The 21,424-nt window shown below is 70.8% G+C and carries 19 protein-coding genes and 1 pseudogene; 3 read left to right on the plus strand and 17 right to left on the minus strand.

The window, feature by feature from the left end:
* Nucleotide 1 precedes the first annotated feature (1 nt).
* The 14 genes and pseudogenes from IF83_RS0101095 to IF83_RS34445 all read right to left on the minus strand — a co-directional run.
* Entirely contained in the window at nt 2-1,252 is a 1,251-nt protein-coding gene (locus tag IF83_RS0101095; RefSeq protein WP_208605830.1) for an acetylornithine transaminase, read from the minus strand.
* Nucleotides 1,249-2,154, minus strand: a complete 906-nt coding sequence (argB, locus tag IF83_RS0101100; protein ID WP_030542075.1) for an acetylglutamate kinase — start codon at nt 2,152-2,154, stop codon at nt 1,249-1,251. The genes IF83_RS0101095 and argB overlap by 4 nt, the downstream gene beginning before the upstream one ends.
* Nucleotides 2,151-3,311, minus strand: coding sequence for a bifunctional glutamate N-acetyltransferase/amino-acid acetyltransferase ArgJ (gene argJ, locus IF83_RS0101105; RefSeq protein WP_030542076.1), 1,161 nt, complete (start codon nt 3,309-3,311; stop codon nt 2,151-2,153). The genes argB and argJ overlap by 4 nt, the downstream gene beginning before the upstream one ends.
* 106 nt (nt 3,312-3,417) lie before the next feature.
* Nucleotides 3,418-4,446 carry an N-acetyl-gamma-glutamyl-phosphate reductase gene (gene argC, locus IF83_RS0101115; protein ID WP_030542077.1) on the minus strand — a complete coding sequence of 343 codons (1,029 nt, stop codon included), beginning with the start codon at nt 4,444-4,446 and terminating at the stop codon, nt 3,418-3,420.
* Between the two features lie 433 nt (nt 4,447-4,879).
* The gene (locus tag IF83_RS0101120) at nt 4,880-5,680 is read right to left on the minus strand and encodes a fatty acid desaturase family protein (protein ID WP_244176765.1); all 801 of its coding nucleotides are present in this window, start codon (nt 5,678-5,680) and stop codon (nt 4,880-4,882) included.
* Between the two features lie 288 nt (nt 5,681-5,968).
* Nucleotides 5,969-7,174: an MFS transporter gene (locus IF83_RS0101125; protein WP_030542079.1), complete on the minus strand. Its 1,206-nt coding sequence runs from the start codon at nt 7,172-7,174 to the stop codon at nt 5,969-5,971.
* The gene (argH, locus tag IF83_RS0101130; RefSeq protein WP_030542080.1) at nt 7,174-8,583 is read right to left on the minus strand and encodes an argininosuccinate lyase; all 1,410 of its coding nucleotides are present in this window, start codon (nt 8,581-8,583) and stop codon (nt 7,174-7,176) included. Before argH (IF83_RS0101130) ends, IF83_RS0101125 begins: the two co-directional genes overlap by 1 nt.
* A gap of 59 nt (nt 8,584-8,642) precedes the next feature.
* A complete protein-coding gene (locus tag IF83_RS0101135) occupies nt 8,643-9,836 on the minus strand; it encodes an ATP-grasp domain-containing protein (protein ID WP_030542081.1) in 1,194 nt (397 codons plus the stop codon).
* A 50-nt stretch (nt 9,837-9,886) separates the two neighbouring features.
* Nucleotides 9,887-11,065, minus strand: coding sequence for an ATP-grasp domain-containing protein (locus tag IF83_RS0101140; protein ID WP_158710965.1), 1,179 nt, complete (start codon nt 11,063-11,065; stop codon nt 9,887-9,889).
* Between the two features lie 85 nt (nt 11,066-11,150).
* Nucleotides 11,151-11,924, minus strand: coding sequence for a phytanoyl-CoA dioxygenase family protein (locus IF83_RS0101145; RefSeq protein ID WP_158710966.1), 774 nt, complete (start codon nt 11,922-11,924; stop codon nt 11,151-11,153).
* A 5-nt stretch (nt 11,925-11,929) separates the two neighbouring features.
* On the minus strand, nt 11,930-13,354 hold the full coding sequence (gene argH, locus IF83_RS0101150) for an argininosuccinate lyase (RefSeq protein WP_051722333.1): 1,425 nt from the start codon (nt 13,352-13,354) through the stop codon (nt 11,930-11,932).
* Complete coding sequence (locus tag IF83_RS0101155; protein ID WP_030542085.1) at nt 13,351-14,370, minus strand: ornithine carbamoyltransferase; 1,020 nt, start codon at nt 14,368-14,370, stop codon at nt 13,351-13,353. The genes argH (IF83_RS0101150) and IF83_RS0101155 overlap by 4 nt, the downstream gene beginning before the upstream one ends.
* Entirely contained in the window at nt 14,367-15,590 is a 1,224-nt protein-coding gene (locus IF83_RS0101160) for an argininosuccinate synthase (protein WP_030542086.1), read from the minus strand. The genes IF83_RS0101155 and IF83_RS0101160 overlap by 4 nt, the downstream gene beginning before the upstream one ends.
* A 524-nt stretch (nt 15,591-16,114) precedes the next feature.
* Nucleotides 16,115-16,274: pseudogene (locus IF83_RS34445) on the minus strand (VOC family protein); the annotation flags it as partial.
* Nucleotides 16,275-16,529: 255 nt separating this feature from the next.
* On the opposite strand from IF83_RS34445, the gene IF83_RS0101170 reads away from it, so the two are divergent.
* From IF83_RS0101170 to IF83_RS0101180, 3 genes are all read left to right on the plus strand, one after another.
* Nucleotides 16,530-17,723, plus strand: coding sequence for an NAD(P)/FAD-dependent oxidoreductase (locus IF83_RS0101170; protein WP_030542087.1), 1,194 nt, complete (start codon nt 16,530-16,532; stop codon nt 17,721-17,723).
* A 10-nt stretch (nt 17,724-17,733) separates the two neighbouring features.
* Nucleotides 17,734-18,669, plus strand: a complete 936-nt coding sequence (locus IF83_RS0101175; protein ID WP_030542088.1) for a sigma-70 family RNA polymerase sigma factor — start codon at nt 17,734-17,736, stop codon at nt 18,667-18,669.
* Nucleotides 18,670-18,802: 133 nt separating this feature from the next.
* Complete coding sequence (locus tag IF83_RS0101180; RefSeq protein WP_030542089.1) at nt 18,803-19,789, plus strand: winged helix-turn-helix domain-containing protein; 987 nt, start codon at nt 18,803-18,805, stop codon at nt 19,787-19,789.
* Nucleotides 19,790-19,803: 14 nt separating this feature from the next.
* Here the strand turns inward: IF83_RS0101180 and IF83_RS30975 are convergent, their stop codons facing one another.
* The 3 genes from IF83_RS30975 to IF83_RS0101195 form a co-directional block, all read right to left on the minus strand.
* Entirely contained in the window at nt 19,804-20,316 is a 513-nt protein-coding gene (locus IF83_RS30975) for a hypothetical protein (protein WP_051722334.1), read from the minus strand.
* A gap of 269 nt (nt 20,317-20,585) precedes the next feature.
* A complete protein-coding gene (locus IF83_RS0101190; RefSeq protein WP_030542091.1) occupies nt 20,586-21,011 on the minus strand; it encodes an alpha/beta fold hydrolase in 426 nt (141 codons plus the stop codon).
* An 8-nt stretch (nt 21,012-21,019) separates the two neighbouring features.
* Entirely contained in the window at nt 21,020-21,418 is a 399-nt protein-coding gene (locus IF83_RS0101195; RefSeq protein WP_030542092.1) for a DUF5997 family protein, read from the minus strand.
* Between the last annotated feature and the right edge of the window lie 6 nt (nt 21,419-21,424).

A 21,424-nucleotide genomic window follows, 5' to 3' on the forward strand; every position in this document is an offset into this window, starting at 1 on the left:
GTCAGTCTCCGGATCGTCGGTCGTCCCTGTCGCCCGCGGCTCCGTCCAGGACCGCCGGCAGGGCTCCGAGCAGCGCGTCCACCTCCGCGTCGCCGATGATCAGCGGGGGGACGAGCCGGACGACGCCGGGGGCGACGGCGTTCACGAGGAGCCCGGCCTCCTGCGCCGCCTGCTGGACGCGGGGGGCCACGGGTTCGGTGAGCACGATACCGAGCAGCAGTCCGGAACCGCGCACATGTGCGACGAGCGGGTGTCCCAGGGCCTCGATGCCGTCGCGCAGCCGCTCACCCGTGCGCTTGACGCGGTCCAGGATGCCGTCGGCGGCGATGGTGTCGAGGACGGCGAGCGCGGCGGCGCAGGAGACGGGGTTGCCGCCGAAGGTCGAGCCGTGGTGGCCGGGCGCCAGCAGCTCGGCGGCCTCGCCGAAGGCGACGGTCGCGCCGATCGGCAGCCCGCCGCCGAGCCCCTTGGCGAGGGTGACGACATCGGGCTCGACGCCCTGCGCCTGGTGCTCGAACCAGTGGCCGGTGCGGCCGATGCCGGTCTGCACCTCGTCGATCACGAGGAGGGTGCCGGTGGCCCGGGTGATCTCCCGGGCCGCGGCGAGGTATCCGGCGGGCGGCACGACGGCGCCGTTCTCACCCTGGACCGGCTCGACGATCACGAGGGCGGTGTCGGTGGTCACGGCGGCCCGGAGCGCGTCCGCGTCCCCGTACGGCACGTGGGTCACCTCGCCGGGCAGCGGCAGGAAGGGGTCGCGCTTGGCGGGCTGCCCGGTGAGGGCGAGGGCGCCCATGGTGCGGCCGTGGAAGCCGCCCTCGGTGGCGACCATGTGGCTCCGGCCGGTGCGCCGCCCGATCTTGAAGGCGGCCTCGACGGCCTCCGCGCCGGAGTTGGAGAAGTAGACCTTGCCGGGGCGGCCGAGCAACTGGAGCAGCCGCTCGGCGAGTTCGACGGGCGGTTCGGCGACGAAGAGGTTGGAGACGTGGCCGAGGGTGGCGACCTGACCGGAGACGGCCCGGATGACGGCGGGGTGGGCGTGGCCGAGGGAGTTGACGGCGATACCGCTGACGAAGTCGAGGTACTCGCGGCCGTCGGCGTCCCAGACCCGGGCCCCCTCCCCGCGCACCAGGGGCAGGCGGGGGGTGCCGTAGTTGTCCATCAGCGCCTGCTGCCAGCGCCGCGTGAGCTCCTGGTTGCCGCTCGCGCCCATCGCGTCGCCCGTGCCGCTCGCGCCGTTCGTGCCGCTCATGCCGTCTCCCCCTCCGCGTCGGGCACGACCATCGTGCCGATGCCTTCGTCCGTGAAGATCTCCAGCAGGATCGAATGCTGCACCCGGCCGTCGATGACGCGCGCGGTGTTGACGCCGCCCCGCACGGCGTGCAGGCAGCCCTCCATCTTGGGGACCATGCCGCTGGCCAGGTCGGGCAGCAGCTTCTCCAGCTCGGTGGCGGTGAGCCGGCTGATCACCTCGTCGCTGTTCGGCCAGTCCTCGTAGAGGCCCTCGACGTCGGTGAGCACCATCAGCGTCTCGGCGCCGAGCGCGGCGGCGAGCGCGGCGGCGGCCGTGTCGGCGTTGACGTTGTAGACGTGCTGGTCGTCCGCGCTGCGGGCGATGGAGGAGATGACGGGGATGCGCCCGTCGTCCAGCAGCGCCTGCACGGCGCCGACCTCGACGCCGGTGATGTCGCCGACCCGGCCGATGTCCACGCTCTCGCCGTCGATCTCGGCGTAGCGCTTGACAGCCGTCATGGTGTGGGCGTCCTCACCGGTCATGCCGACGGCCAGCGGGCCGTGCCGGTTGAGCAGCCCGACGAGTTCGCGCTGCACCTGCCCGGCGAGCACCATGCGGACGACGTCCATCGCCTCGGGGGTGGTGACGCGCAGCCCGGCCTTGAACTCCGAGACCAGGCCGAGCTTGTCGAGGTGCGCGGTGATCTGCGGGCCGCCGCCGTGCACGACGACGGGCTTGAGGCCGGCGTGCCGGAGGAAGACCACGTCCTGGGCGAAGGCGGCCTTCAGCTCCTCGTCGACCATGGCGTTGCCGCCGAACTTGATGACGACGGTCTTGCCGTGGTGGCGGGTCAGCCAGGGCAGCGCCTCGATGAGGATCTGCGCTTTGGGGAGGGCGGTGTGCTTCCGCGTGGTGCTCATGAGGAGTAGGCGCTGTTCTCGTGGACGTAGTCGGCGGTCAGGTCGTTGGTCCAGATGACGGCCGACTCGGCGCCGGCCGCCAGGTCGGCGGTGATGCGGACCTCGCGGTAGCGCATGTCGACCAGCTCGCGGTCCTCGCCGACGGAGCCGTCCCGGCAGACCCAGACGCCGTTGATGGCGACGTTCAGCCGGTCCGGCTCGAACACGGCGGAGGTGGTGCCGATCGCGGAGAGCACCCGGCCCCAGTTGGGGTCCTCGCCGTGCACGGCGCACTTGAGGAGGTTGTTCCGGGCGATGGAGCGGCCGACCTCGACGGCGTCGTCCTCGCTCGCGGCGTTCACGACCTCGATGCGGATGTCCTTGGAGGCGCCCTCGGCGTCGCCGATGAGCTGCCGGGCCAGGTCGCCGCAGACGGCGCGGACGGCCTCGGCGAACTCGTCGTAGCCCGGGGCCGTGCCGGAGGCACCGGAGGCCAGCAGCAGCACGGTGTCGTTGGTGGACATGCAGCCGTCGGAGTCAATCCGGTCGAAGGTGGTGCGGGTGGCGGCGCGCAGGGCCTTGTCGAGCTCGGGCTGCGCCACGTCGGCGTCGGTGGTGAGGACGACGAGCATGGTGGCGAGGCCGGGGGCGAGCATGCCCGCGCCCTTGGCCATGCCGCCGACGGTCCAGCCGGCCGGGCTCTCCACGACGGCGGTCTTGTGCACGGAGTCGGTGGTCTTGATGGCGAGGGCCGCCTTCTCGCCGCCGTGCGCGGAGAGCTGGGCGACGGCCGTGCCGATGCCCGGCAGCAGCTTGTCCATCGGGAGGCGGATGCCGATGAGGCCGGTGGAGCAGACGGCCACCTCCCCGGGGCTGAACTCCTCGCCCAGCGCCTCGGCGGTCTTCTCGGCCGTCAGGTGGGTGTCCTGGAAGCCGAGCGGGCCGGTGCAGGCGTTGGCGCCGCCGGAGTTGAGGATCACGGCGGAGACCCGGCCGCCCTTGACGACCTGCTCCGACCAGAGGACGGGGGCGGCCTTGACGCGGTTGGAGGTGAAGACACCCGCGGCGGCCAGACGCGGCCCGTGGTTGACGACCAGTGCCAGATCCGGGTCCCCGCTCTCCTTGATGCCGGCGGCGATGCCCGCCGCCGTGAAGCCCTTGGCTGCCGTCACGCTCACTGCGTCTCCGTCTCTTCCGTGGTCGTTTCCCCGCCGGTGGCCGTTTCCCCGCCGGCCGCTGCCGCGTGTGCCGCCGCTGCCGCCGGCGCCGCCGCGTGCGCGCCGCTCACGGGGCGATCCCGACGGCGGACAGGCCCGTCTCCTCGGGAAGCCCGAGGGCGATGTTCATGCTCTGCACCGCGCCGCCGGCGGTGCCCTTGGTGAGGTTGTCGACGGCGGCGATGACGACGATCCGGCCGGCGGCCTCGTCCAGCGCGGTCTGGAGCTGGACGGCGTTGGAGCCGAGGACGGCACCGGTGGACGGCCAGCGCCCCTCGGGGAGCAGGTGGCAGAAGGGCTCGCCGGCGGTGGCCTTCTCATACGTCTCGCGCAGCGCGTCCGCCGTGACGCCGGGCCGCGCCTTCGCCGTGCAGGTGGCGAGGATGCCGCGCGGCATGGGGGCGAGGGTCGGGGTGAAGGAGACCGTGACCGGCTCCCCGGCCGCGGCGGAGAGGTTCTGGACCATCTCCGGGGTGTGCCGGTGCACACCGCCGACGCCGTACGGGCTCATCGAGCCCATGACCTCGCTGCCGAGCAGATGCGGCTTGAGCGCCTTGCCGCCGCCGGAGGTGCCGCTCGCGGCGACGATCACGGCCTCGGGCTCGGCGAGCCCGGCCGCGTAGGCCGGGGCGAGGGCGAGCGACACGGCCGTCGGATAGCAGCCGGGGACGGCGATCCGCCGGGTGCCGCGCAGCGCGTCACGGGCGCCGGGGAGTTCGGGGAGGCCGTAGGGCCAGGTGCCGGCGTGCGGGGAGCCGTAGAACGTCTCCCAGGCGGCGGCCTCCCGCAGCCGGAAGTCCGCGCCGCAGTCGACGACGAGCACCTCGTCGCCGAGCTCCTCGGCGACGGCGGCGGACTGGCCGTGCGGCAGGGCGAGGAACACCACGTCGTGCCCGGCGAGGACCTCGGTGGTGGTCGGCTCCAGCACCCGTTCGGCGAGCGGCAGCAGATGTGGCTGGAGCTCACCGAGCCGCCGGCCCGCACTGGAGTTCGCGGTGAGGGCCCCGATCTCCACCCCGGGGTGCCCGAGCAGCAGGCGCAGCACTTCACCGCCCGCGTACCCGCTCGCTCCCGCCACTGCCACGCGCGTCACCATGTCACTCCTCCACTAGATGGCATGACTATACGAATGACCGCAGTTTTATGCAAGAAGGTGACGGTGGCCGCTGCGGTGCGTGGCCGAGGATTTCAGTTTGCGGATCTTGATCCCATAACGCTGCGTTGCGATCAGTTCCGAAGTACGACCCCGTGGCCGAGTGGGGGTGCTGTGGTTGGGTCGGCGGCGGGATGCGGCTGCTGGACGTCCGTCCAAGGGAACTGGTCACGGACACGGACGGGCTGAAGTTCGCGGCGGCCAGGGAGGGCGCTCTGCGCGGCGGCTCTGGCGGCCCGGTCGGCCCTGCAGTTGCGACGCGTGTTGCACGCTCCTCGGCCCGGAGCGCCGGGCGCTGTCCTGAGCGAGTTCGACGCCCACACAGCAGGCCGCCGCGGCTGCCCCGGGGTTCGTACGACCTCGCCCACCCCAATGGTCAGTGGCTCGTCGCGGTCCGGTTCTTCCAGACCTCGCGGGCCACGATCTTCGCGAACTCGAAGTAGGTGCGCTGCACGTTCGACGCGAACTCCTGGGTGTCGCCGTGGCGTTCACGCAACCGGTTGATGGGCACGTTCATGGCCGCGTGGTGTTCGATGTGCAGGTTGTTCCCGTTGGTGTACCAGGTCGTCAGCCAACCTCCCGTTATCGACCTGGTGTTGCGCAGGACATCGACGCTGGAGGTGTCGCACAGGATGTGCTCAGGCAGTTCCACGAGGAAGTGCAGCGGCATCGCGACCAGCAAGGGAAGCATCCACAAGCGCAGCACCAGCGGCCCTCCGCCGAAGGCGCACGCGGCGATCAGGGCGGCCGCGACGATCGCGAACCACCGGTACTCGCTGACGATCGCCTTACGGCTCTTCGGCGCGATCTGACCCATGTCGTACTGCCAGGCGCCTGTCACGCAGGTCGCGGCATCACGGACCACAGCCACGACACGGCTGACGTCGAAGAGCCCCTTCGCCAGAACGCCCAGCGTGAGCGGCTTGCGGGTGTCGAACCCGAAGAACTCCGTGTCCTCCGGCGTACCCAGGAAGCGGTGGTGCTGGAGGTGGCGGACCCGGTAGTGGCTGTAGGACACGAGCATCGGCAGACCGAGGGGGAAGCCCACCGCGCGGTGGAGCCGCGAGGCGCGGAACGCCGAGTGGTGCAGGCACTGGTGCTGAAGTTCCACCGCGTGGGTGTACGCGAGCCCCAGGATCACGATCCCGATCGCGGCAAGCCAGTACGACGACTGCACGGCCAACGTGACGCCACCCGCGAGCATGGCGGCCAGTACGCAGAGCTTGCCGATGAAGACAGCCTCGTCCTGGCGGCGGACCGGTGCCCGCTGGAACAGTAGTTGCGGAGAAGGCGCGGTCTGGGTCATCGGGATGGTTCCCCCCTGGATTTCGGTGATCCTTGGTGAATGTGCTCGTGGTTCCCGGCCCCGGAGCCCGCAGGCGCGCATGGCGAAGCGGACTCCACGGCCTCGTGGTGTCAGTTGGTGTGCGGTGAGATGAGGTGAAGAGGGTCGGGCGGAGCGGGGTCAGGAAGGGGCGGGTGCCGGCGACGGCCGGCGACGGCCGGCCGATCTGCGCAGGCCGCTGCGCAGCGACGCGGTGACCAGGAGCGAGAGCACGGCCATCGTGGCCATCGCCCAGCCCACTGGGCGCGTGCCGCCGAACAATTGGGCGAGGCCGCCGGCGGCCATCGCGCCCAGGGCCTGTCCCACCATCAGCCCGGTGCCGGACAGGCCGAACGCCTGCCCTCGCACATCCTCGGAGGTGTGCCCCACCAGCCGTTCCTGCAAAGGCAGCGACGCAGAGAACCCGAAGGCGGAAAGCCCGACCAGGGCCGCCGCGAGCGGCACCGGCGGGGTGAACGGGAAGGCCAGGAACGGCACCGCGAGCAGCACCCGCAAGGGCATGACCAGCCTGTCGCGCAGCGCCTCGGGCACAAAGCGGCCGACCGCGATGTCACCGGCGAGCATGCCGACCGCGCCGGCCGCGAGTAGGTAGCCGGCGTGCTCCCTGGCGTACGGGATGAACAGCGCCTCACAGCCCACGACCAGCCCGTTGGGGACCCACATCATCAGGAACAGCGGCCGGGTGACGGGGGACGAGAGCAGCTCGCCGTTCACACGGCGGCTGCGCTCGACGACCTTGCCGACCGCCCGCGCCGGACGGTCGTCGAGCCCGAGCCTCGACATGAGGCCCGAGGCCGTGCCGACCAGTGCCGCGATCGTGAACAGCCACGACGGCGACACCACGGCGAGCAGGACGGCGCCCACGCCGTTGCCGATGATCTGCATGCCGCCGACCGTGATGTTCATCGTGGCGCGGGCCAGCACGAAGGCTTCCTTCGGCACGATGTCCGCCAGCAGGGCGATGACGGTGCCCGACGTGGCCCCCATCACCACGTAACCGCCCGCGAGAATCAGGAACCGCATCCACCAGCTCAGACCGGGCAGCGTCTGCAGCGCGGCGGTGCTCGTCGAGACGCTCGCCATGACGATCATCGCGGTGCGCGGGCGCAACAGATCCGACGACGCCAGGAGATAGCGCGCGGTGACGAGCTGGACGAGCGGGCCGCCGAAGAGGGAGATTGCCGTAAGGAACGGCGACTCCGTCTCGTGGTACATCACGGTGCCCAGCGCCAGGCTGGAGAGCACGACCCCTGCCATCGCGAAGAGGCGCGCGACGAACAGGGCCCGGAACTCCCGGATTCCGAATATCTCGCGGTAGGTGGTCATCAGGCGAGCGACTGCTTCACGCGGGAGCGCCACTCCTCGACCTGTCGGGCCACACACTCCGGGGACGTCCCGCCGAGGCTGCGGCGTGAGTTCACGGAGTCCTCGATCCCGAGGACCGCGAAGACGTTCTCGTCGATACGGGCTTCGACCTCCTGCATCGCGGCGAGCGGCAATTCGTCGAGGCGGACCCCGTGCTTGTCGGCCAGCCGTACCAGCTGGCCGGTGATGTGGTGCGCCTCGCGGAACGGCAGCCCCAGCTCACGCACCAGCCAGTCGGCCAGGTCGGTCGCGGTCGCGTGGGCGGCCCCGGCCGCCGCCCGCATGTTGGCGGCCCGCGGGGTCATGTCGCCGATCATGCCGATCATGGCCTTCAGACAGAGCTCGAACGTGTCCGCGCCGTCGAACGTCCGCTCCTTGTCCTCCTGCATGTCCTTGGAGAAGGTCAGGGGCAGCGCCTTCATGACCGTCAGCAGCCCGAACAGCGAGCCGTGCACCCGGCCCACCTTGCCGCGCACCAGCTCGGCGGCGTCGGGGTTGCGCTTCTGCGGCATGATGGACGAACCCGTCGTCCAGGCGTCGGACAGTTCGATGAAGCTGTATTGCGGCGACATCCACAGCACGATCTCGTCAGCGAGCCGCGAGAGGTGCGTCATGCACATCGACGCGGCGGCCAGGTACTCCAGGGCGAAGTCCCGGTCCGAGACGGCGTCCAACGAGTTGCGCATCGGCCGGGCGAAGCCCAGGAGTTCCGCCGTGCGTGCGCGGTCGATGGGGAAGGACGTCCCGGCCAGTGCCGCGGCGCCGAGCGGGGATTCGTTCATCCGCTCGCGGCAGTCGCGCAGCCGGCCGAGGTCGCGCCCGAACATCTCCACGTACGCCATCAGGTGGTGGCCGAACGACACCGGCTGCGCGCTCTGGAGATGCGTGTAGCCGGGCATGATGGTCGCGGTGTTCTCCCCGGCCTGCTCGACCAGGACCGCGATGAGCTGCTGGACGAGGGCGATCGCGCGGTCGTTCGCTTCGCGCACCCAGAGGCGGAAGTCCGTGGCCACCTGGTCGTTGCGGCTGCGGGCCGTGTGCAGCCGGCCGGCGGCGGCGCCGATGAGTTCGCGGAGTCGGGCCTCGACATTCATGTGAATGTCCTCCAACTCCACCGAGAAGGGGAAACTCCCGGAGCTGATCTCGGTCCGGATGACCTCCAGACCGTCCTTGATGGCCACGGCGTCTTCCGCGGAGACGATCTTCTGCTCGCAGAGCATCGTCACGTGCGCGATCGACCCGTCGATGTCCTGCATGGCCATGCGCTGGTCGAAGCCAATGGAGGCGTTGATCTGCTCCATCACCTCGGACATGCCCTCACCGAAACGTCCCCGGATCAGACCGCTGCTCTTGTTCGTCTCGTCGCGCACGTTCTGCGCCGCCTTTCTGGATGAAGAAAAAGATCATGCCGCCAAAAACCTGCGGCACATTACCCGACGTCGATCCGGACTCCCGCGATGACCTCCCCGCATGTCTCGATCGCCGCGGCCGCGGTCGGGGCGGTGGTCACGACGTACCCCACGCGCGTGCGGGAGTCTTTGATCGTCGGGATCCGGTCCCCGACCTTGAGCGGGAGGTGGAGCTTCACGACACCGGGATGCCCCTGCCAGCGCTGTACGCCCCGGACGCCGGTGACAGTCCCCGGCGGCGGTGCGAAGAAGCGGATCGCCGCGGCGCCGGCTGAGGTCGGGACGGGCTTGCCCGGTCGGACGCCGTGGAGGGACCAGTCGACCAGGTGGTCGAGGAGATCGTGTCCCGTGGCCTGCCGGACGAGGGTGGGGATGGAGTCGCCGCCCACTCGTGTGTGCGTCTCGATGACCTCGGGCCCTTCAGGCGTCATGCGCAGTTCCGTGTGGCTGCACCCGTCGGAGATCCCGATGACCCCGAGGAACTCCGACACGTACGCGGTCATGGCGGCCGAGACGTCGGGACCGACCGGCGCCGGGACGACGTGCCCGACCTCCACGAAGGGGTTCTCCGGGTCGGTGTCCTGCGTGAACTTCCCGGTGATCGCCATGACCTGGTGGTCACCGGCACAGCTGAACGCCTCGACCGAGAACTCCGGACCGGGCAGGAACGCCTCCGCGATGTACTCGTCGGCGATGTCCGCGGGAGTGCTCACCGCCGCGGCGTCCCGGAAGCACGACACATGCTCGCTCCCCTTGCCGTGCCGCGGCTTCACGATCACGGGGTATCCGTGCTCGTCGCCGAACTTGCGGATGTCGGCGGCGTCGCGCACCACGGCGCACGGGACGGCGGAGAACGCGGCGTCCCGGAGCCAGGAGCGCATGGCGAACTTGTCCCGCGTGCGCCCGACCACCTCCGGCGAGAGCCCGGGAACGCCCAGCGCCTCCCCTATCCGCGCCGCCGGCAGCAGGCCCTGCTCGGTGAGACACAGGACCGCACTGAAGGGGCTCTCATGGTGGAGGGCCTGGAGCAGAGGGACGAGCGAGGGGTCGTCGTAGTCAACGAGGAAGGTACGCCGCGCGATCGCGACGAGGGCGTCGTCATGGCCGGCGCGGGTGTCCACCAGGGTGATCTCCGCGCCGAGCGACCGCAGGCGGTCGCACAGACCGGGCCCGCCGCCCACCACGATGACCTGCTTCGGATCGTTCACCTTCACGGCCTCTCACCCTGTCGCCAATACCCGGTCACGCGGAACCAGGACGAACTTCATGTCGTACGGATGAACCCGGACAGGTCGTCCAGCGATTCGCCGCGCAGCACGGAGAATCCGGTACGCCGGTTCACCGAGAAGGGTTCCGCCCCGGCGATGACCCCGTCCGCGTCGTCGTGGACGCGGACCACGGCCACGCCCGCGGGCCGGTCCACCTCGGTGCGTTCGTCGAAGTGGAACCGGATGCCGTGCCATGCCTCGTGCGGTGCGCGCGGCGCGGCCTTCCAGCACAGGCCGGCGCGCGCGTGGAGATAGGCGTCTTCGAGGGAGAAGCCGTGTTGCAACTCGACGAGTTCCGGCACGTGGCCCCCTGCGGGGCGGGCGGCGGCCTCGATGACGCTGATGCGCTCCGGCGTCATCTTGAACTCCACGTGCATGACGCCCTGTGCCATGCCCCAGCCCGACGCGATCCGCGCGATCGCCTCGATGAGGGCCTCGCGGTGCTCGGCCGGGATATCTTCGCCGGAGACGTGGCCGATCTCGTAACAGGCCGGTAGCGGCGAGACGAACTTCCGGGTCAGCGCGTACGTGACCACCTCGCCGTCCTGGACAACGCATTCGAGGCTGAACTCCGGCCCCGTCACATACTCCTCGACGAGCGCGCCCGCGCTGAACGCGTAATGGGTGAGCCGTGACGTCTTGAACGCCGACATCCTCGTCAGCGTCTCCTCGAGTTCGCTCCGGGAGTCGCATTTGCGCACGAACAGACTCATGGCCATGTCGACCGGCTTGACGATGACGGGGAACTCCACGGAGGCCCAGTTGACCGTGTCGCTGTCCGCGGCGCCGGCCAGGATGGCGATCGTGCGGGGCTGGGGTACGCCGTGTTCGGCGAACGACTTCCGCATGAGGGCCTTGTTCCGCGAGGCACGTATCTTGTCGACGTCGTTGTGGTAGAGGCCCAACTCCCGGGCCAGGACGTCCGCGGCGATCACGGCGAACTCGTTGCCGGCAGCCACCGCGTCGAACCGCCGTGCCCCGATCTGGGCCAGCAGCTCCTGGGGCGAGTCGGACAGCGCGGGCACCCGGATCCACTCGTGGAGCGTCGTGACGTGGTCGCCGACCGTCGAACTCTCGATCGTCGCGATGGTCAGCCGCCAGCCCTCACGGACACAGACAGCGGCCACCCGCTCCAACGACCACTCCGCGACCGGGTGGAGCAACAGAATATGCATGATCACTTGCCCTTTGGACCTGTTGAGCGATGCGTCGGTCAGGAAGCACGGCGGAGGAAGGGGGAAACGAGGAGGGCTTTCGGCTTTACAGGGCGTCGTTCTGTGCGAAGTACCGCTCGAACCCGACCATTTCCTTGCAGCGCCGCACGATCTCCCGCTTGTAGTACTTCTGGTATAGCCCGGGTTCATCGCTGACGCAGTACGACGGCAGCAGCACCGTCCTGGGGCGTTCGCTGTTGTTACGACCACTGAAGTGCGGTGCGAGCGAATGGAAGACGAGTGCGTCACCGGCGTCGAGCGCCGGGACGTCGATGTCGGAGGGATCCAGCCGACTCGGATCGAAATCGCCCTCAGGATTGTCCGGGGGGCCGGGAAGCAATTCCTGATGACCACCGCGGTAGAACCCGATGCCGCCCGACCGCTCATCGCTCGGATAGAGGTTGATGACCACCGTGGTCAGCAGATCCGGGCGCGTGTCGAGCCACTTCCAGTACAGGAAGTCCTGGTGCGCCGCATAGCCGTTGACCCCTGGCTCCTTGCGGATCAGCTTGGCCTTCAGCAACTGTGCCGGCCCGCCCAGGACGGTGGCCAGGGCGCGCATCAGCGCCGGATGTGTCGCCGCTCCCGTGAGCGTCGGGGAGATGTCCAGGACCGGGTCGAGCCGGTCGAAGGCGTACTGCCCGTCCGGGCCGCGCCGGAACTCCGTACGCAGGTTGAGGTCGTCGTCCAGCCCGTCGAGGTTCCATAGGCGTTCGCACTCCGCGCGGAACCCCGTTATCTCCTCGTCCGAGTACAGCCTGCGAAGGACGGTGTAGCCGTCCTTCCAGTACTGCTTCGTGCTTTCCGCCAGGTCCGTCACCGGCATCAACGATGGCCCCCCACTTCGTGTGCCGTGATGTTCTTTTCCGTACCGCGGGCCGTGAACTCGATGACGCGAGCCCGCAGATGGGCGGCGGCCTCGCGCACGCACTCCGGGGCCGTTCCGCCCTGGCTGTCCCGCGAGGCGACCGAGTCCTCGACCGTGATGTCCCGCCAGTCCTCGAACGCCAGCCGCGTGTCCACCGATCGCCGGGACTCCGGCGACAGCGCCCCGAGTGAACAGCCATGCTCCTCCGCCAGCCGCACCAGCCTCGTCACGAGGTGGTGGGCCTCACGGAAGGGAATCCCTCGTTCACGGGTGAGCCGGTCGGCGACATCGCTGGAGGTGAGGAAGTTGATTTCCGAGGCAGCCCGCATCGCGTCCGCCTTCGGTTCCATCAGGGTCGCGAGGGAGATCGCGACGTCCAGGGACAGCGCCAGGGTGTCGGCGGTGTCGAACAAGGGCTCCTTGTCTTCCTGCAGGTCCCTGAAGTAGCTGAGCGGCAACCCCTTGACCACCGTCTGCAGGGCGTGCAGATTCCCCATGATCCGGCCGCTCTTGGCGCGCATCAGCTCGGCCGCGTCGGGGTTGCGCTTGTGGGGCAGCGCGGACGACGAACTGACGAGTTCGTCGGGCAGCGCGATCAGGCCGACCGGCTGCGACGACCAGAACACGATCTCGGAGCCGAACCGGGAGAGGTTCAGGGCGACTGAGGCACCCGCGCTCAGGAAGTCCAGGGCGAAACCGCGATCCCCGACGCTCTCGAGCGAGTTCGCCGTCGGGCGGGCGAACCCGAGGGTCCGTGCCACGCTGTCCCGGTCGATCGGGAACCCGGTGCCGGCCAGCGCCCCCGAACCCATCGGGGACTCGTCCTGCAGTGCGGCCGCGAAGCGCAGGCGCTCGGCGTCCCGCAGGAACGCCTCCGCGTAGGCCAGGCACACGTGGCCGAAGCTCATCGGCTGCGCGATCTGGAGGTGGGAGAAGCCCGGCATGACGGTCCAGGCATGCCGCTCGGCCTGCTCCCGCAGGGCCTCCACCAGGTCCAGGAGTCGCGCGCCCAGCGCGGACACCTGGTCGCGGATCCACAGCCGCAGCGCGGTCACGGCGAGATCGTTGCGGGCGCGCGCGGTCGACAGCCAGCCGGCCTCGGCACCGAGTTGCGCCTGAAGGTACTCCTCCACCGCGGAGTGAACGTCCTCGGCCTTCGGGTCGAGCGGCTCGGCCCCCGACTCGATCTGCTCCCTGAGGGTGTCCAGCGCGCGGTGCAGGGCGGCGGCCGCGTCAACCGGCACGATCTCCTGCTCGAGCAGCATGGTGACGTGGGCCCGCGACACGGTGATGTCGTACAGCGCGAGCCGCCGGTCGTAGTGGGCCGTGGTGCCGATCGCGTCCATGCGCTGGGCGGCCAGGGCCCGCTGGTCGCCGCTCATGAGAACACCCGCGTCGCCGAACGCCGGTCGAGCTCGTCCAGGTGACGGTCGAACGCGTCGGGGGCGGAGGACCGCGCCGCCTCCGCGAGCTCCGCCCAGTCGGGACGCAGGCAGTACAGCAACAGGGCCCGGGCGATGTGCAGCCTGGCGACGGCCTCCGCGTAGACGACCGAGTGCGGTCCGTCGATGACCTCGGGGACGACCTCGTCGCCCCGGTACGCGGGCAGGTTGTGCAGGAAGATCGCGTCAGGGCGCGCCAGGGCCATCAGAGCGGGCGTGACGCGGAAGGGCGCCAGCCGCTCACGCCGGGCGTCGGCCTCGTCGGCCTTGTTCATCGGGATCCACGCGTCGGCGACCACGACATGGGCCTCCTTGACGGCGGCCTGCGCGTCCGTGGTGGCGCTGAATCCGGCCAGGTGCGCGGTCGTGTCCATCGGGAGCGCCATGTCGGCGGGCGTGGCGCAGGTGAAGCGGGCACCGACCTTGGCAGCGGTCTGGGCGAGGGACAGCGCAATGTTCGTCCCGTCCCCGACGAAGGCGACGTCGATCCCCTCCATGGCGCCGAACTGCCTCTTGATGGTGAGGAAGTCGCACAGAGCCTGGGTCGGGTGGTGCTCGTCGCACATGCCGTTGATGAACGGGACCGGCGACAAGTCACAGATCTGCCGCTGGGTGTCGAAGTCGTAGATCCGGCTCAGCAGCACGTCGTTGAAGCCGCCCGCGACGTTCACGAAGTCGGGCAGGTGCTCCGTCTTGGCGGCATGGCGACCGATGCGGGCCTCCGCGCCGTTGTAGTGGATGGCCTGGCCGCCGAGGTCGCCGATGGCCCGCTCGAACGCGGTGCGCGTCCGCAGCGACGTCTCGTCGAAGATCATGCCCATGCACCGGCCGCGCAGCAGCGCGGGAAGGTGACCGAAGCGCTTCTTGTGCTTCTCCAGCACGTCGGCGACGGTGATCACGTCGTCCACGGCGGCCGGCGTGAGATCTTCTATCGTCAGCAACCGCTTCTGCGTCATGCGATGCCGCCCTGGACCACGGTGGCGAGCTGACGAAGCCGGAGCGCGTTGAGACGGATGAACCCGGTCGCGTCGTCCTGACGGTAAGGGCCGCCCTCCTCGAAGGTAACCAGGCCCTGGCTGTAGAGGGAGTTGGGGCTCTTGCGGCCCTCGACGATGACGTTGCCCTTGTACAGCTTGAGGCGCACGGTGCCCGTGACCCGCTCCTGGCTCTTGTCGATGAGAGCCTGGAGCATCTCCCGCTCCGGGGCGAACCAGTAGCCGTTGTAGACGAGCTCCGCGTAGCGCGGCATCAGCTCGTCCTTGAGGTGCGCCTCACCGCGGTCGAGGGTGATCGACTCGATGGCGCGGTGCGCCTGGAGCCAGATGGTCCCGCCCGGGGTCTCGAACAGACCGCGGCACTTCATCCCGACGTACCGGGTGTCGACGATGTCGATCCGGCCGATTCCGTTCTCGGCGCCGAGTTCGTTGAGGCGCGTCACCAGGGCAACCGGGTCGAGCGCCTCGCCGTCGATGGCGACGGGGTCACCCTTGGCGAACTCCACCTCGATCGTGGTGGGCCGGTCGGGGGCCTCCTCCGGAGACTTGGTCCGGACCCAGGCGTCGTCGTCGGGGGTGAGCCACGGGTCCTCGAGCGACTTGCCCTCGCACGAGATGTGCAGCAGGTTGGCGTCCGCCGAGTAGGGGGCCTCGCCCCGCTTGTCCTTGGCGACGGGGATGTCGTGCAGGTCGGCGAACTCGATCAGTTGGGCACGGCCCGCCATGTCCCACTCCCGCCAGGGGGCGATGACCCGGATGTCGGGGGCGAGGGCGTAGTAGCCCAGCTCGAAGCGGAGCTGGTCGTTGCCCTTGCCGGTCGCCCCGTGGGCGACCGCGTCGGCGCCGACCTCGCGGGCGATCTCGATGTGCCGCTTGGCAACCAGGGGCCGGGCGATGGGCGTACCCATCAGGTAGTTGCCCTCGTACGCGGCGTTCGCGCGGTACATCGGGAAGGCGTATTCGGAGACCAGCTCGTGCCGCAGGTCCTCGATGTAGATGTTCTCAGGCTTGACCCCGAGCGCCAGGGCCCTCTCCCTGGCGATCTCCAGCTCCTCGCCCTGTCCGAGATCGGCGGTGAACGTCACGATCTCGGCGTCGTACTCGAGCTGGAGCCACTTCAGGATGACCGAAGTGTCGAGCCCGCCCGAAAAGGCCAGGACGATTTTGCGGGGCTTGCTCATACCTGAAGAACTCCCTCAGCATTTCTGGACAGCAGGTCGACGCGGATTGGTGCGACGGCACGAAGCAGGGGGCGGCCCTACCGTGGGTTCTCGCAGGGTGTGAGCGGTGCGCCGGACGTACGCCGGACAGCCTGAAGCGACCCCACTCTTCCCCCCACGGATCGCGAACGGCGCCGGAGATCCTCGCCACGGCACGGCTTGTCGGGCCCCGGGCGAGTTCCCGTGTGATCACGTTGCGTGAATACTTATGCACCTGTCAAGGCTTGCAAACGAAAAGTCTTACCATGTGAGATCCAGAGAGCTTCGCCCTGTCCAGGTTGAGAGAAGGGTCCGAACCACTGCACGCCGGCAGGGTAGTTCACCTCTTCGGAGCGCACTATCGGGTCCTGTGCGCAAGCGCGCGGACCGACTCGGCGCCTCACGGGCGAGCTGTTTCCTATTCAAGGCAATGCACGGCTATGCAATGAGTAAAGAGGTCGCCAGAAGCCTGTCGGAAGTCGCCGCCCGGACCCACCCCGTACACACCGGAGGCCCAGCACGTTCACCACCCGGCCATTGGGATCGCGCAGGGAAGAACCGCCGGCCGCACCACTCCTCGTCCTGCAGCAGATGAACGATCTCCGCCCCGCTCTCACGGAGCGCCGCGTGGGCCGCGTCCACGCCGTCGACCTCGATGCTCACGTCCTCCCGAGCTTGCCGACGTACTGAGTGCCGTCGTCTCACGCGTGCGCAACAAGAGTGGGCCATGTCCCGTCACTGAGCTGAACATGCCGCCGAGCGGCCGAGCGGCCGATCCGACTCCTCGGCGCCGAGCCGTCGCTCCCAGGCGCCGGAGCCGGACCCGCGCGCGACCGGTGACCCACATCACACCGGGAACGTGTCAGCTCTCGGGGCGCCGTCTCGTCCACAGGGCAACGCGAACGAGACAGGAGCAACGCCATGAAGCACCGCATCGTCGTCCTCGGCGCCGGATATGCCGGGGCCTTCGCCGCCGGAAACCTGGCCCGCCGGCTCTCGCCCGACGACACCGAGATCACCGTCGTCAACCCCGTGCCCGACTTCGTGGAGCGGATGCGGCTCCACCAGCTCGCGGCCGGCCAGGACGTTCCGTCCCGCGGGCTCGCCGACATCTTCGCCGGCACCGGCGTGCGGCTGCGCCTGGCGCGCGTCACCGGCATCGACCCCGGGCGCAGGACCGTCGCGGTGACCGGCGAGGAAGGCGACGGCGAACTCACGTACGACACGCTTCTCTACGCGCTCGGCAGCTCCGTGGCCCGCCACGGCGTTCCCGGCGTGGCCGAGTACGCCTTCGACGTGACCGGCCGGTCCTCCGCGCTGCGTCTGCGCGAGCGCCTGGCCGGCCTGGGCGCGGGAGGCACCGTGCTGGTCGTCGGCGAAGGCCTGACCGGCATCGAGACCGCCACCGAGGTCGCCGAGGCCCGCCCCGACCTCTCGGTCGCGCTCGCCGCCCGCGGGGAGCCGGGCGCCTGGCTCTCCCCGGACGCCCGCCGTCACCTGCGCCGCGCCTTCGACCGGCTCGGCATCACCGTCCACGAGCACTCCGGCATCGAGACCGTCGAGCCGGCACGGGCGGTCACCGCGGGCGGTACGTCCATCCCGGCCAACGTGACCGTGTGGTCGGCCGGCTTCGCCGTGCACCCCATCGCGGCCGCCGCCGGCCTGGAGGTCGCCGCGACCGGCCGGATCGTCGTCGACCGCACCATGCGCTCCGTCTCGCACCCCGACGTCTACGCCGCCGGCGACTGCGCCTACGCGATCGGCGACAACGGCCGGCCGCTGCCGATGTCCTGCGCCTCGGCCGGCCTCACCAACATGCGGGCGACGGCCGCGATCATCGCGCGCCTGACGGGCGGCGAAGTCCCGGAAGGAAACGGGCTCAAGTACCACGGGAACCACATCAGCCTCGGGCGCCGGGACGCAATCATCCAGGTGGTGGACGGAGACGTCCGGCCCAAGTCCTGGTATCTGGGCGGCCGGACCGCCGCGCGGCTCAAGGCGGGTGTGCTCCAGGGGGCCGGATGGGGCGTCGCCCACCCGACCTTCGGCCTGCCGAAGCGCAAGCGCCGCCTGGCCACCGCGCCCGGCCGGGCCGGTGCGAGGGTCGCCGCGTAAGTTGCCCCGCATGGACAGCGCAGCCATCGACCGGTTCGAGGCCGGCCGAAGCCGGCTCGCCTCGCTCGCGTACCGCCTGCTCGGCTCGGCCGCCGACGCCGAGGACGCCGTGCAGGACACGTTCCTGCGCTGGCAGGCCGCGGACCGCGAACGGATCGAGGTGCCGGAAGCGTGGCTGACCAAGGTGGTCACCAACCTCTGCCTCGACCGGCTCCGCTCGGCGCGGGCGCGCCACGAGCGGGCGGCCGGTGACCGGCTGCCCGAGCCGCTCCTGGAGGGCGACCCGATGCTCGGCCCGGCCGACACCTTCGAGCAGCGCGAATCGGTGTCCCTGGCCGTACTGACCCTCATGGAGCGCCTCTCGCCGGTCGAGCGCGCCGTCTACGTCCTGCGTGAGGCCTTCTCCTACCCGCACGCCGAGATCGCCGGGATCCTCGGCATCACCGAGTCCGCGAGCCAGCAGCACCTCCACCGGGCCCGAGCCCGGGTGGCGGCCGAGCGCCGCCGCGGCGAGGCCGACCCCGCGTCCGCGCGCCGGGTCGTCGAGGAGTTCCTCGCCGCCGCCGTATCGGGGCGCACCGAACGGCTGGTGGCGCTGCTCACCGACGACGTGACGGCGGTCTCGGACGGCGCCGGACTGAGCCGGAGGCTGCTGCGGTACGCAACGCCCGAGCGGGTCGCCTCCTTCGCGCGGGCAGGCTTCAAGCCCACGCCGGCGAAGCGGCGGCTGGCCGGCGGCTCGCCCGCGATGCACATCGCGCTGGTCAACGGCTCCCCGGCCGTCCTCGCCGTGGTCGGCGACCGGGTCGTGGGGGCCGTGGCGTTCGACATCAGGGGCGGCAGGGTCGCGGCCCTGCGCGGCATCGCCGCGGCGGACCGGCTCACGCGCCTCAACGAGGCCTGGCGGCGGCACGGACCGGGGGAACCGGTCATCAGCGCGTGGTGACCGGACCCGCCGGGATCCGCCAAACCCACCGGCGTTTTCGGACATCCCCCCGTCCCTCCGGAACCACCCGTCGTCATCGGCCCGTCCTGCACGGCGGTACGTCACGGGGGACATACCGCGGGGGTGCGGGGACATGCTGCGGATCGGCTTCGGCACGGAGGACCTCAACCGGCTGCGGGTGGCGGGGACCGGGGACTTCATGTGGGACGTGGTGCTGAGCCTGCAACTGCTGCAGAACCGGCACGCCGCCCTGGTCTACGACCCGTGGCGCAGACGGGTACGCGAAGCGCTGGCGCGGGCGGGGCTGATCCGGACGACCCGGGCCCTCATGGAGCTGTGCCCGAGCGCCCCCTACTTCCCGGACTTCCTCACCCCCGGCCGGGGCACAGCCGATCCGGACGCCGGGCTGGACGCCGTACTCTCCACGCCCGGACGGCGTCTGCGGCAGGAACTCACCCGGCTCTACGGGAACCGGCCGGTCCCCCCGGGCGCCCGCCGGCTCGCCGAGGGCGGGCGGGAGGCGCTGCGGCGGCTGGAGACGGCGGTGCGCCGCTATCACGCGGTGGCCGTGGCGCCCTACACGGCGGCCATCGACCGCGCCGTCGACGCGGACCGTTCGGCGCGCGCCGACTCCGCCCTGACCTCCGGAGCCGAAGGACTGCTGACCGGCTATCAGCCGGAGCTGACCTGGCGGGACGGCCGGATCGAGTGCGGCTATCCCTTCAGCCGGACGCTGGAGCTGCACGGCCGCCCGCTGACGCTGGTCCCGTCGTTCTTCTGCACCCGGTGGCCCGTCACCCTGGCCGACCCGGAGCTTCCGCCGGTGCTCGTCCATCCGCTCCAGCCGGCGCCCGGCTGGCTGGCGGACGCCGACCGTGAGTCCGGCTCCGCGGACCGGCTGCACCGGCTGCTGGGCCTCACCCGGGCCAGGGCACTGGAGTCGCTCGGCCGCCCGATGTCCACTTCGGGGATCGCCGCCACGCTCCGGCTCTCCCCCGCCAGCGCCAGCCGGCACGCCGCGGTGCTGCGCGAAGCGGGGCTGATCAGCTCCTTCCGCCACGGGCACCGCGTGCTGCACCGGCGGACGGCGCTGGGCGAGGCCCTCCTCAGGGGTGTGTGATGCGCCGCGGCGCATCAGCAGTTCTTGATCTTCCAGACCGGGGTCCAGTTGTACGAGGTGCTGGTGTTCAGAGCGGTCGAGGTCTTGATGACCCCGCCGCTGGAGTTGTAGAAGTACGCCTTCGTGCCGGTGGTCTGGTTGTTGACGTAGCCGCCGTACCCGTTCCAGTACGAGAGCGAGTAGGTGCGGCACACGTACAGGTCGAACACCTTCCACTTGCCGGCGACCGGGTCCCACACGCGGGTGCACAGGCGGCCGTACGAGCAGGTGTAGTCGTTGCCCGACGAGACGTAGCGGATGCGTTCGGCGGACGGCGAGACCTGCGGCGACGAAGCCATCGCACCCGCGTCCGCCCGGGCGCCCACCGGGGCCGGCGGTGCCGTCTGCACCCGGGCGGCCCCCGCCCGCTCGGCGGAGCCCGCGGCCCGGGCATCCTCGGACGCCTGGGCCGGCGCCGCGGCCAGCAGCGTGCCGGCGGCCAGGCCCACCGCCGCGACGATCCCCGCCGCCTTTCGACGTGTCTGCATCTGTGTTCCTCCGTGAGTCGAACGGTGAACGTGCGGGACTCATCGTGGGGCGTTCCCGGCCCGGCGGACGCAACATTCGACCGATACGCAAACAAGCGGTGTGGTTCCGGAACAGCGGGCATTTCCGGAACCCACCGCTCCCGTTCCCCTGCCGGGCACAGCCGTTTCCGCATCCCCGCCGGGCCGGGCGCCCGGCGCCGACGCGGCGGGTCACGACGACGCAGGCGCGCCGGTGCGCCCCGCCGCCGGAGAGACGCGCGGTCAGGGGGTCACGGATCCGGGGTCACCGTTCCGGACCCCGGGGGCGGAGGGCCCGCGGTGTCGGCGAGGCCGCGCATCTCGGCGGCCACGCGCTCCCACGCGGGCTCGGGGAGTTCGTGGCCGACTCCGGGCAGCGGGACCAGGCGCGAGCCGGGGATCCGGGAGGCGATCACCCGCCCCGCCCGGGGTTTGATCAGCGCGTCGTCCTCACCGTGGAGCACCAGGGTGGGCCGGGTGATGGCCTCGATCCGCCCGCCGTGCCACTGCGCGCCGATCTGGCGGCCCTGCGCCCGCTGGTCCTGTACGCCGCCGTCGGCGTTGCGTTCGGCGCTTGCCCGGGCCGCCGCCTCGTCGAAGGGGCGGTCCGAGCCGATGATGCGGCGGGTCCTCGCCGGGCTCCTCGCGCCCGGGCCGTCCTGAACGGGCGCCGTCACCCCGCCGGTCAGCCGGCGGAGGCGTCCCGGGCCGCGGTCTCCTTCTTCTCCTTGAGGCGCGCCGCTTCCCTCCGGACCTCGGCCTGCGTGGCGCGTTCCTGCCGCAGCCACTCGGGTTCGTCCCGCTTCAGCGCGTCGATCTGCTCCGTCGTCAGGGCTTCCGTGACGCCGCCGCGGGCGAGACCCGAGATGGACACGCCCAGCTTCGCCGCGACCACCGGCCGGGGGTGCGGGCCGTTGCGCCGCAGTTCCCTCAGCCACTCCGGCGGATCGGCCTGCAGCGCGTTCAGCTCGCCGCGCGAGACCACGCCCTCCTGGAACTCGGCGGGGGTGGCCTGGAGGTACACACCCAGCTTCTTCGCCGCGGTCGCGGGCTTCATCGTCTGGGTGTTCGGGTGCGACGTCATGCCGTC

This window comes from Streptomyces albus subsp. albus, from assembly GCF_000719865.1.
In the GTDB taxonomy this organism is placed as follows: domain Bacteria; phylum Actinomycetota; class Actinomycetes; order Streptomycetales; family Streptomycetaceae; genus Streptomyces; species Streptomyces albus_E.

What these genes read in the sequence shown, in the direction of transcription:
- IF83_RS0101095 (WP_208605830.1), bottom strand. Translation starts at nt 1,252, where the DNA reads ATGAGCGGCACGAACGGCGCGAGCGGCACGGGCGACGCGATGGGCGCG.
- argB (WP_030542075.1), bottom strand. Translation starts at nt 2,154, where the DNA reads ATGAGCACCACGCGGAAGCACACCGCCCTCCCCAAAGCGCAGATCCTC.
- argC (WP_030542077.1), bottom strand. Translation starts at nt 4,446, where the DNA reads ATGGTGACGCGCGTGGCAGTGGCGGGAGCGAGCGGGTACGCGGGCGGT.
- IF83_RS0101125 (WP_030542079.1), bottom strand. Translation starts at nt 7,174, where the DNA reads ATGACCACCTACCGCGAGATATTCGGAATCCGGGAGTTCCGGGCCCTG.
- IF83_RS0101140 (WP_158710965.1), bottom strand. Translation starts at nt 11,065, where the DNA reads ATGCATATTCTGTTGCTCCACCCGGTCGCGGAGTGGTCGTTGGAGCGG.
- argH (WP_051722333.1), bottom strand. Translation starts at nt 13,354, where the DNA reads ATGAGCGGCGACCAGCGGGCCCTGGCCGCCCAGCGCATGGACGCGATC.
- IF83_RS0101155 (WP_030542085.1), bottom strand. Translation starts at nt 14,370, where the DNA reads ATGACGCAGAAGCGGTTGCTGACGATAGAAGATCTCACGCCGGCCGCC.
- IF83_RS0101160 (WP_030542086.1), bottom strand. Translation starts at nt 15,590, where the DNA reads ATGAGCAAGCCCCGCAAAATCGTCCTGGCCTTTTCGGGCGGGCTCGAC.
- IF83_RS0101170 (WP_030542087.1), top strand. Translation starts at nt 16,530, where the DNA reads ATGAAGCACCGCATCGTCGTCCTCGGCGCCGGATATGCCGGGGCCTTC.
- IF83_RS0101175 (WP_030542088.1), top strand. Translation starts at nt 17,734, where the DNA reads ATGGACAGCGCAGCCATCGACCGGTTCGAGGCCGGCCGAAGCCGGCTC.
- IF83_RS0101180 (WP_030542089.1), top strand. Translation starts at nt 18,803, where the DNA reads ATGCTGCGGATCGGCTTCGGCACGGAGGACCTCAACCGGCTGCGGGTG.
- IF83_RS30975 (WP_051722334.1), bottom strand. Translation starts at nt 20,316, where the DNA reads ATGCAGACACGTCGAAAGGCGGCGGGGATCGTCGCGGCGGTGGGCCTG.
- IF83_RS0101195 (WP_030542092.1), bottom strand. Translation starts at nt 21,418, where the DNA reads ATGACGTCGCACCCGAACACCCAGACGATGAAGCCCGCGACCGCGGCG.